This window comes from Bradyrhizobium sp. INPA03-11B (genome assembly GCF_040446015.1).
GTDB classification, from domain to species: domain Bacteria; phylum Pseudomonadota; class Alphaproteobacteria; order Rhizobiales; family Xanthobacteraceae; genus Bradyrhizobium; species Bradyrhizobium macuxiense_A.
The window spans coordinates 1-7,858 of sequence record NZ_JASGSR010000209.1; the positions used below are offsets into that span (position 1 = coordinate 1).

The window sequence follows — 7,858 nt, forward strand, 5'->3', positions numbered from 1 at the left end:
GCCCAGCACCGTCCGTGCGACGATTGTCGTCAACGACAACTTTGAAGGCATTTGCGCCAATGGACATCGCGATCCTCGCGCTCGAGGGATTGTGGGATACCGGGCTCACGGCGATGCTCGATGCCCTGTCCCTCGCCGACAAATTTTCCAGACTGCAACTGGGCGGCACGGTCCGCTTCAACGTCTCGGTCCATGGCGTGCGCCGGAAAGTGCGCTCCGGCCAAGGCCTCGGGATTCCGGTCAAGGCCATCACGGCAGACATGAAGCCGGATTGGGTGGTCGTGCCCGCGCTCAACACCGGACTTCCGGAGCAACTGGTGCCTGCGCTTGAACGGCGCGACGTCAGGCAGGCCAGGGAGCAGCTGCTGCAATGGCACGCCGGCGGCGCGCGGATTGCGGCCTCCTGCATCGGCTCGTTCATCGTGGCGGAGACCGGGCTGCTCGATCATCAGGACGCGACCACGACGTGGTGGCTCGCACCGCTGTTCCGGCAGCGCTACCCGCACGTCCGGCTCGACGAGACGCGCATGCTGGTCCCCTCCGGCATCGGCGTCACCGCTGGTGCGGCGATGGGCCATCTCGATCTCGCGCTCTGGCTGATCCGGCAGGCCAGCCCGGACCTGGCGTCGGTCGTCTCGCGCTATCTGCTCGCCGACCTGCGCTCGTCGCAGTCGGTCTTCATCATCCCCAACCATCTGGCGCAGGCCGATCCCTTGATCCAGCGCTTCGAACGCTGGGCACGCGAGCACCTCAAGGAGGGCTTCTCATTGCAGGATGCGGCGGCGACACTCGCGACCAGCCCGCGCACCTTGCAACGCCGCTGCGAGGCCGTGCTCGGCAAGTCGCCGCTGTCCTACTTCCAGGATCTCCGCGTCGAGCGCGCGCAATCGCTGCTGCATGGCAGCGGCCTCGACGTCGAGGCGATCGCCGCCGAAGTCGGCTATGAGGACGGCGCCACGCTGCGGACACTGCTGCGCGAGCGGCTGGGCCGCGGCGTCCGTGAATTGCGTGCGAACTTGCGGTGAGGCTTTGCAGCCCTTGAATGAAGCCCACCGCCTCCCCGATCAGTTCCGCGCCAATCTGCGCTTGGTGTTCGTCGGCACTGCGGCCAGCGCGCGGTCGGCCGCGCTCGGGCACTATTACGCGCATCCCGGCAACCGCTTCTGGCGCGCGCTGCATGAGGCCGGGATCACACCGCGGCGCTATCGGCCGGACGAGTTCGCAGCATTGCTGTCGCTCGGCATCGGCTTCACCGACCTCTCCAAGACCGGCGCCGGAATGGACCACGAGATTGCGCGACAGTCGTTCGATGTCGCGGGCTTCAGAGCGAAGATCGAGACCTATCGCCCGAAAACCATCGCGTTCACCAGCAGGAAAGCGGCGAGCCTGTTTTACGACAGTCCGACCAGCGCGCTTGCACTGGGGCGGCAGCCATCGACGAGCGATTTTCCTGACGTGTTCGTGCTGCCGTCGCCGTCGGGCGCGGCGTCCGGACACTGGAGCCTGCAGCCGTGGCGCGAGCTCGCCGAATGGATCGCGTAGAAGGGCAATCGTGTCACGTCATCGCGTTGCCGTCTCCTGCTCCGCAAGCGTAGGCAATCGCGTATGGCTGCGGCGCGCGTCTGAACCATTTCCGAATAATAGAATTATGCCGTTGATTTGCCCGACACGTCAAGCCGGATCGAATGCGGGCGCGCCGCCGGCGACTTTGCATGGGGTTGTTTTCCACGTTTTTGCCGGTGCGCCCTGCGGAGGCAGGCATTCTGCGAGAGCTCTGCCGCAAGCGAGAGCGGGGAAGAGACCCCCCTCACTCCTTCAACGTGATCGCGAGCCCGCTGAGGTCGACATTGGCCATCAGCCCAATCTGCTTGCCGCTCAGTTCGAGCACCGCGCCGTTCTGGTTGGTCAACAGGATGCCGCGCACGCCGGCGCCGAGCGCAACGCCCATGCCTGCCGCGGCGTAGACGCCGGCGATATCCTGGGCGCGGCGGATATTGCGCACCCGGCCCTGCAACGTGGTCTGGGAGCCGCCGAACACGAGGCCGTAATCCAGCCCGCCGGCGGTGAGCCCGTAGGTCTGGCCCTTGAAGGTCAGCACGCCCTTGCCGGCGGAGCCGCCGAAGATCCAGCCGCCCTTGAAGATCACGAGCGTCACCGCGCCCTCGTCAGCCAGGGCGGCGGACGATCCGGTGAGCAGCGCCAGCGCGAGCAGCACGGCGCGGGCGGCGGATGACAGTCTCATGGGGGTTCTCCGGACGAAGTGAGGGCGAGATGCGAATCGCGGCAATCCAGCCGACGGCAGGCATCGTCGAAACGCCTGCGAAACATGCGGGATTGCGCTTGTTCCTGATCTTGCGGAGTCTATCATCGGCTCTGCAGCCGCGCGACGTTGGCGCATGCGCGCGCACCGCTTTGCCGGATCGCTGAGGAGTTTGCGCAACAGGGATCTGCACAGATGCACGATTTCACCCCAATTTCCGGCTTCGCCGGCGGCGCGCTGATCGGCCTCGCCGCGGCGCTGCTGATGCTGCTGACCGGGCGAATCGCAGGCGTCACCGGCATCGTCGGCGGCCTGCTCCAGCCCGATACCGCCGACCGCGGATGGCGCATCGCGTTCATCTTGGGGCTGATCGCGGCGCCCCTGATCGCTGCGCTATTCGGTGCGCCGCTGCCGCGGCCGGCGATGAACGCGAGCGTTGTCGTGATCGCGATCGCGGGCCTTCTGGTCGGGTTCGGCACCCGCATGGGCAACGGCTGCACCTCGGGCCACGGCGTCTGCGGCTTCGCCCGGCTGTCCGGCCGCTCGATCGTGGCGACGTTCATCTTCATGACGGCGGCGATCGCGACGGTTGCGATCGCAAGACACGTGATCGGAGGCTAGCAATGCCCGTTCTCGCAAGCTTCATCTGCGGCCTGATCTTCGGTGCGGGCCTTTTGATCTCCGGCATGACCGACCCGCAGAAGGTGCTCGGCTTCCTCGATTTGTTCGGCGCCTGGGATGCGACGCTCGCCTTCGTGATGGCGGGTGCGGTTGCGGTCACGGCATCCGGCTTTGCGATCGCGCGGCGCCGCGCTGCGCCCACCTTCTCGGCGCGTTTCCTGTGGCCCGACCGCAACGACATCGATGCGCCGCTGGTTGGTGGCGCCATCCTGTTCGGCATCGGCTGGGGCCTCGCCGGCATCTGCCCCGGCCCCGCGCTGGTCAATCTCGCCGGCCTCTCGTTGCCGATCGTGGTGTTCGTCGTCGCGATGCTGGCAGGCATGATCGGCCAGAATCTGTTCGGCAGGAATCTCTGGCGCCCGCGCACAATGGCGCCGCGCGCCGCCGAAACCGCTTCCCTTCCATCTCGCGCAGACGGGTGACACATGACAGCGATCAAGCACTTCCCACCTCCGCCCGGCATCCAGGCGCCGCCGCTCTCGTTCGGCGCCCGCGTCGGTGATCTCTTGTTCATATCCGGCATTCCCGGCTTCGACGCCAACCGCGAGCTGCCCGACGGTTTCGAGGCGCAGTTCGCCAATGTCGTGACCAATTTCAAGCGCGTGCTGAACGAGGCGGGCGCGACAATGCGCGATCTCGTCAAGGTCAACGTGCTGCTGACGCGCGCCAGCGACGTCGCCGCGATGAACGCGCTCTATGCCGGCGCGTTCGGCCCCGCGCCCTATCCCGCGCGCACCACCTGCGTCGTGGTGGCGCTGCCCAATCCGAAGATGCTGATCGAGATCGAAGGCGTGGCGTCCGTGAAGGGGTGACGCAGGCGCGCGAAAATGAAGGCGTATAATTCACCGACGCGCCAACAAACTCGGTGTCGTCCCTGCCTAGTGCGCAATTGCGCACGGGAGCAGGGACCCATAACCACAAGAGCCGATTGTTGCGCGAGGCTGCTACAAGGAGTCCCGTTCACAACATCCGCCGCGGCGTATGGGTCCCGGCTTCCGCAGGGACGACGCTGTGGAGAGAGCGCTGCGAACAAACTGACTGTGCTGCCCGCGTCTTCGAGCGATCGCTAAAACAACGACCCCTGCCCGTCATCCTCGCGCGGCGCCACCTTGCGCGGTGCTACCTTCTTCGCCGCCGGAGCATCCTCCGCCGCGATCTCTTCCGCGGTCATCGGCAGCAGCAATTGCGCATCGTCATTGGCGACGGCGTTCACCCGCATCGTCACCTGGTGCCAGGCGAACTCGCCGACATCGGGCCCCTTCAGCATCGGCATCACGTCGTCGACATCGTTGGGCAGGCAATCGAGCCAGCGCGCGAACTGCTCCGGCCTGATCGTGACGGGCACGCGGTGATGCAGTTGCGCGAGATCGGCGCTCGCCGGCGCGGTGACGATCGCGACCGTGTCCTGCTCCTCGCCGTTCGGCCCCATCCATGTCTCGGCGAGCGCGGCGAAGGCGACCGGGTGGCCGTCGCGGCGATGGATGAAGAACGGCCGCTTGCGGCCGCCGGCATCCTGCCATTCGTAATAGCCGTCGGCCGGGATCAGCGCGCGGCGCCGCTTGATCGCGTTCTTGAAGGCGGGCTTTTCCCGCACCGTCTCGGAGCGCGCGTTGATCAGCAGCGAGAATGTGCGGGGGTCCTTGACCCAGGACGGGATCAGGCCCCAGCGCATCAATTGAAAATGTCGGCCGCCATTCTGCAGCAGCACCACCGGGATCGGCTGGGTCGGCGCAACATTATACCGCGGCGGAAAATTCGGCTGCTCGATGTAGCCGAACATTTCGCGCAAAGCCGCCGGCGGCGAGGTAATGACAAAGCGTCCGCACATATCCCGTCCAGAGTGGTATCTGTTTATTCAGCCTTAACTTGGACCGTTAAAGACTGCGACCAATGACCTCAACGGCCGCCATAGCGGGCTCTTCCCCGCGACCGACGTACCCCGACGAGGCGCGGGCGGCTTTGTTGCGCGCCGCCAACATCAATCCCCGCACCGGGCTTGCGACCGACTACCTCAATCACTTCAACGAAGCCATCATGTTGCTGGAGATGGTCCCGGACCTGCCGGAATGCGCCGACGATTTCCTGGAGTGGCAGCCACTGTCCTATGCCGAGCATTTCACCGCGTCCAATTTCAAGGCACGTGATCTCGCGATCGAGTCCTATGAGACCGCGGATGCCGGGATCCGGGCCGAATTCGACCAGCTGACCGACAGCATGACCAGGATCCTGACCGAAGTCGGCGCGGCGATGCGGCAATTGCAGCAGGACAAGAGCCGGGTCGCGCTCGCCGAGCAGGCCATCGTCTGGGTCAAGCCGCTGGTGATGCAGACCGCCGGTATCATCAACGGCGCCGCAGAGGCCGATGTCGACAGGATCATGGCGGGCGCCTGAGATATCGGGCAGGATGATGGTCTTGAAACCGGTGCCCTGATTGCCTTGACCTCTCCCGAACCTCAGATCCGCCCGCAGCTAGCCGTGTCCGGCGTGATTTTCCGCGACGGCAAGGTGCTGCTGGTCCGCCGCGCCCGCTCGCCCGGCAAGGGCTTCTATTCGCTGCCCGGCGGCCGGGTCGAGTTCGGCGAGACGCTGCACACCGCCCTGCACCGGGAGATCGACGAGGAGACCGGCCTTAAGGTCGAGATCCTCGGCCTCGCCGGCTGGCGCGAGGTGCTGCCGACCGGTCCCGGCACCGGCCATTACCTGATCATGACATTCGCGGCGCGCTGGGCCTCCCGCGAGCCCGTGCTGAACGACGAGCACGACGATTTCAAATGGCTGGCCCCAGAGGCGATCGGCGACCTCAAGGTCACTGGCGGCCTCCATGAGGTGATTGCGGCCGCCCGGCGGCTGGTTTGAGGCCTGTTTAGGGGCGATATTGCAGGTCCCTTGCGCCTTGCCTCGGGCGCATTGAGGGGGCATACCACGGCCATTCCGGAACCCCTGATGATCAGAGCCTTTCTCGCCGTTGTGATCCTGATGTCGGCATGCCTTGCGACGCCCGCCCGAGCGCAGGACGCGGCTGCGCCGTTCGACGGCGATTTGCAGCGGCTGGCCGAGATCCTCGGCGCGCTGCACTATCTGCGCGGCATCTGCGGCTCCAACGAGGGCGCCAAATGGCGCAACGAGATGCAGGCGCTGATCGATGCCGAAACCCCCTCCGGCGACCGCCGCGCCCGCATGGTTGCCGGCTTCAACCGCGGCTACAACGGCTTCCAGCAGACCTACCGGACCTGCACGCCCGCGGCCAGCGTGGCGATCCGCCGCTACATCGAGGAAGGCTCGAAGATCTCGCGCGACCTGACGGCCCGCTATGCCAACTGAACGGGCGATCTTCTTCGACCTCGACGGCACCCTGACCGATCCGAAGCCCGGCATCACCGGCTCGATCCAGTATGCGCTGGCAAAGCTCGGCCGCCCGGTTCCCTCGCAGGACGAGCTGACCTGGTGCATCGGCCCGCCGCTCAGGGCGAGCTTTGCGATGCTGCTCGGCGGCGAGGAACTCGCCGACCGCGCCGTCGAGCTCTACCGCGAGCGGTTCGGCGACGTTGGCCTGTTCGAGAACAGCGTCTATCCCGATATCGCAGAGGTGCTGGCCGAGCTGCGCGGACGGCCTGGCCGGATCTTCGTGGCCACCTCCAAGCCGCACGTGTTCGCGACCCGGATCGTCGCGCATTTCCGCCTGAACGGCTATTTCGACCACGTATTCGGCTCCGAATTCGACGGAACCCGGGTCAACAAGGTCGACCTGCTCGCCTATGCGTTGGAGCAGACCGGGGCCGATCCTGCGCTGGCCTTGATGATCGGCGATCGCAGCCACGACGTGATCGGCGCGAATCGTAACGGGATTCGCGCGATCGGCGTCACCTATGGCTACGGCACGGTTGAGGAGTTGACCGAGGCCGGCGCCAGCCATCTGTGCGCCTCGCCGCGCGCGGTGCTGGACCATATCCACAGCTCATTTGGCTGACGGCGGCGGGGATATCCGGAATACCCGTTTAAATGCCGTGGCGGCCGTTAACCTTTTCGAAAGAAGTGGGCTAGGCGGTACCCGCATGCGTGATACACCTCACGGGTCTCGCAGTGGTTCGCTCCTCGAACCGCGCGCATCCATTTTGCAGAGTTTCATGCGCCATCCAGCGTCCTTCCATCACCAAGACGATCCGCGTCCCGATCACGAGCAGAAGCAGGCCGCGCTGAGCTATCTGAACGAGGCGTGGGCGGAAGCGCGTCACGATGGCGTCGACGGCGACTGCCTCGCGCAGGCGAGCCTGTTCGCGGCGCTCGCCGAGCTCGTCAACACCTATGGCGAGGACGCGGTGGCGAAGTTCGCCGAGGGCCTCGCCGCGCGCGTGCGCAATGGCGAGTTCTCGCTGGCGCTCGCCCGGCAGTAGTCCCGCAAAGCGTTTTCGAGCGAAGTGGGCACCGGTTCGCGTGAAGAAAACGCGTCAAATAAGAATCTAGCGCATTTGATGCGCTAGGCCTTCAGCGTCTCGAGGAACCGGACCGGTTCGCCGGTCGACGGCGTCGTCACCTCGCCCTGCCACATCACCCGCTTGCCGCGCACGAAGGTGCCGACCGGCCAGCCCTGCACCCGCATGCCGTCATAGGGCGTCCAGGCCGCGCGCGAGGCGATCCATTTGTTGGTGATGGTCTCGCTGCGCTTGAGATCGACGACGGTGAAGTCGGCATCGTAACCCGCCGCGATGCGACCCTTGCAGGCGATGTTGAACAGCCGCGCCGGACCGGCGCTGGTGAGGTCGACGAACCGCTGTAGCGACAGCCGCCCGGCGTTGACGTGATCGAGCATCAAGGGCACCAGCGTCTGCACGCCGGTCATGCCCGACGGCGAAGCCGGATAGGTCTTCGCCTTCTCCTCCAGCGTATGCGGCGCGTGGTCCGAGCCGAGCACGTCGATGA

At 66.0% G+C, this 7,858-nt stretch carries 13 protein-coding genes; 10 read left to right on the forward strand and 3 right to left on the reverse strand.

The features are described 5' to 3' along the window. The first annotated feature begins 59 nt into the window (after positions 1-59). Together QMZ05_RS39575 and QMZ05_RS39580 are read left to right on the forward strand one after the other, a co-directional pair. Positions 60-1,025, forward strand: coding sequence for a helix-turn-helix domain-containing protein (locus QMZ05_RS39575; RefSeq protein ID WP_353705686.1), 966 nt, complete (start codon positions 60-62; stop codon positions 1,023-1,025). Between the two features lie 13 nt (positions 1,026-1,038). Next, on the forward strand, positions 1,039-1,542 hold the full coding sequence (locus tag QMZ05_RS39580) for a mismatch-specific DNA-glycosylase (RefSeq protein WP_353705687.1): 504 nt from the start codon (positions 1,039-1,041) through the stop codon (positions 1,540-1,542). 265 nt (positions 1,543-1,807) lie between these two features. On the opposite strand, the gene QMZ05_RS39585 is transcribed toward QMZ05_RS39580, so the two are convergent. After that, positions 1,808-2,242 carry a hypothetical protein gene (locus QMZ05_RS39585; RefSeq protein ID WP_353705688.1) on the reverse strand — a complete coding sequence of 145 codons (435 nt, stop codon included), beginning with the start codon at positions 2,240-2,242 and terminating at the stop codon, positions 1,808-1,810. Positions 2,243-2,455: 213 nt separating this feature from the next. On the opposite strand from QMZ05_RS39585, the gene QMZ05_RS39590 reads away from it, so the two are divergent. The 3 genes from QMZ05_RS39590 to QMZ05_RS39600 are packed head-to-tail and all read left to right on the forward strand — an operon-like array spanning position 2,456 to position 3,753. Further along, positions 2,456-2,881, forward strand: a complete 426-nt coding sequence (locus QMZ05_RS39590) for a YeeE/YedE thiosulfate transporter family protein (protein ID WP_353705689.1) — start codon at positions 2,456-2,458, stop codon at positions 2,879-2,881. Between the two features lie 2 nt (positions 2,882-2,883). Next, complete coding sequence (locus QMZ05_RS39595; RefSeq protein ID WP_353705690.1) at positions 2,884-3,363, forward strand: YeeE/YedE family protein; 480 nt, start codon at positions 2,884-2,886, stop codon at positions 3,361-3,363. Positions 3,364-3,366: 3 nt separating this feature from the next. Continuing rightward, on the forward strand, positions 3,367-3,753 hold the full coding sequence (locus QMZ05_RS39600) for a RidA family protein (protein WP_050424355.1): 387 nt from the start codon (positions 3,367-3,369) through the stop codon (positions 3,751-3,753). A 254-nt stretch (positions 3,754-4,007) separates the two neighbouring features. On the opposite strand, the gene QMZ05_RS39605 is transcribed toward QMZ05_RS39600, so the two are convergent. Beyond that, complete coding sequence (locus QMZ05_RS39605) at positions 4,008-4,769, reverse strand: SOS response-associated peptidase (RefSeq protein ID WP_353705691.1); 762 nt, start codon at positions 4,767-4,769, stop codon at positions 4,008-4,010. Between the two features lie 62 nt (positions 4,770-4,831). On the opposite strand from QMZ05_RS39605, the gene QMZ05_RS39610 reads away from it, so the two are divergent. From QMZ05_RS39610 to QMZ05_RS39630, 5 genes are all read left to right on the forward strand, one after another. Beyond that, positions 4,832-5,332 carry a hypothetical protein gene (locus QMZ05_RS39610; protein ID WP_050424354.1) on the forward strand — a complete coding sequence of 167 codons (501 nt, stop codon included), beginning with the start codon at positions 4,832-4,834 and terminating at the stop codon, positions 5,330-5,332. Between the two features lie 45 nt (positions 5,333-5,377). Continuing rightward, positions 5,378-5,797, forward strand: coding sequence for an NUDIX hydrolase (locus QMZ05_RS39615; protein WP_353705692.1), 420 nt, complete (start codon positions 5,378-5,380; stop codon positions 5,795-5,797). An 87-nt stretch (positions 5,798-5,884) separates the two neighbouring features. Continuing rightward, complete coding sequence (locus tag QMZ05_RS39620; protein ID WP_050424352.1) at positions 5,885-6,262, forward strand: TIGR02301 family protein; 378 nt, start codon at positions 5,885-5,887, stop codon at positions 6,260-6,262. Beyond that, the gene (locus tag QMZ05_RS39625) at positions 6,252-6,908 is read left to right on the forward strand and encodes an HAD family hydrolase (protein ID WP_353705693.1); all 657 of its coding nucleotides are present in this window, start codon (positions 6,252-6,254) and stop codon (positions 6,906-6,908) included. Before QMZ05_RS39620 ends, QMZ05_RS39625 begins: the two co-directional genes overlap by 11 nt. 157 nt (positions 6,909-7,065) lie before the next feature. Continuing rightward, entirely contained in the window at positions 7,066-7,332 is a 267-nt protein-coding gene (locus tag QMZ05_RS39630) for a hypothetical protein (RefSeq protein ID WP_050424350.1), read from the forward strand. A gap of 83 nt (positions 7,333-7,415) precedes the next feature. On the opposite strand, the gene QMZ05_RS39635 is transcribed toward QMZ05_RS39630, so the two are convergent. Further along, on the reverse strand, positions 7,416-7,858 hold a 443-nt coding region (locus QMZ05_RS39635), incomplete at its 5' end, for an amidohydrolase family protein (RefSeq protein ID WP_353705694.1).

Excerpts from the sequence above, each read along its gene's own strand:
- QMZ05_RS39575 (WP_353705686.1), top strand. The coding sequence starts at position 60 with ATGGACATCGCGATCCTCGCGCTCGAGGGATTGTGGGATACCGGGCTC.
- QMZ05_RS39590 (WP_353705689.1), top strand. The coding sequence starts at position 2,456 with ATGCACGATTTCACCCCAATTTCCGGCTTCGCCGGCGGCGCGCTGATC.
- QMZ05_RS39605 (WP_353705691.1), bottom strand. The coding sequence starts at position 4,769 with ATGTGCGGACGCTTTGTCATTACCTCGCCGCCGGCGGCTTTGCGCGAA.
- QMZ05_RS39600 (WP_050424355.1), top strand. The coding sequence starts at position 3,367 with ATGACAGCGATCAAGCACTTCCCACCTCCGCCCGGCATCCAGGCGCCG.
- QMZ05_RS39620 (WP_050424352.1), top strand. The coding sequence starts at position 5,885 with ATGATCAGAGCCTTTCTCGCCGTTGTGATCCTGATGTCGGCATGCCTT.
- QMZ05_RS39610 (WP_050424354.1), top strand. The coding sequence starts at position 4,832 with ATGACCTCAACGGCCGCCATAGCGGGCTCTTCCCCGCGACCGACGTAC.
- QMZ05_RS39625 (WP_353705693.1), top strand. The coding sequence starts at position 6,252 with ATGCCAACTGAACGGGCGATCTTCTTCGACCTCGACGGCACCCTGACC.
- QMZ05_RS39630 (WP_050424350.1), top strand. The coding sequence starts at position 7,066 with ATGCGCCATCCAGCGTCCTTCCATCACCAAGACGATCCGCGTCCCGAT.
- QMZ05_RS39585 (WP_353705688.1), bottom strand. The coding sequence starts at position 2,242 with ATGAGACTGTCATCCGCCGCCCGCGCCGTGCTGCTCGCGCTGGCGCTG.
- QMZ05_RS39595 (WP_353705690.1), top strand. The coding sequence starts at position 2,884 with ATGCCCGTTCTCGCAAGCTTCATCTGCGGCCTGATCTTCGGTGCGGGC.